Below are 757 nucleotides of genomic sequence, written 5' to 3' on the forward strand. Positions count from 1 at the left end.
TCGAGGGCCATTTGGTGGTTGAAAGAACCTTGGCGTAGTGAACCGACGATAAATAATACTTTTTTAGACATGATGTGTCTCCTTTAGTAAAAAATTTAAAGAGCGAACTCTTTTGTTACCATCTATGTTACAACAAATGATACTAATTAGCAATAATTTTGCTCACAAATTTTTAAATTTTTTTAAAATGCGGATTAAGTCTTCCTTTTCGCCATCTTCCAAGATGCTGAGTGCTTCTACGATAGAATCGATATGGTCAGGAAGAACCTCTTCGATTTTTCTGCGTCCTGCAGGTGTTAATTTCAGGAAAAAGGATCGACGATCCTTGGGGTCGCAAGTTCTAGAAATCCACCCATCTCGAACCATATTTCGAATGACGACAGTCATGTTTCCAGAAGTGGCTAACATTTTTTCAATCAAATCCTGAATGCGTAGTTCCCCCTTGCTATAGAGGGTTTCCAAAACTGAAAATTGGGTGGGTGTTAGCCCGTGTTCTTTAGCAGCTTTGGCTTCATAAGGTTTAAAAGTTCGTATGGCTTTATTGAGGACGATAGCTGTTTTTAAGTCTAATTGATTATCGGAAATTTTCTCTTTCAAATATTGTTTCATAAGGCTATTTTATCAATAATGAGAGAGAAAAACAAGAACTTACATTTTATAGGAAAAGAATCTTAGAATGTTCCCGTCTTCACTTGTAATAAAGAAGGAGAGATGGTAAAATAGACGAGTGAAACTAAGACAGAAAAAAGCAAAAAAC

At 36.1% G+C, this 757-nt stretch carries 1 protein-coding gene and 1 pseudogene; both read right to left on the reverse strand.

Annotated elements, in window-relative coordinates; genetic code table 11:
- A pseudogene (locus tag GMD4S_RS13095) lies at positions 1-71 on the reverse strand (NAD(P)H-dependent oxidoreductase); the annotation flags it as partial.
- Between the two features lie 91 nt (positions 72-162).
- Positions 163-609, reverse strand: a complete 447-nt coding sequence (locus GMD4S_RS09775; protein WP_000816318.1) for a MarR family winged helix-turn-helix transcriptional regulator — start codon at positions 607-609, stop codon at positions 163-165.
- Between the last annotated feature and the right edge of the window lie 148 nt (positions 610-757).

The sequence above is a fragment of the Streptococcus sp. GMD4S genome, from assembly GCF_000296955.1.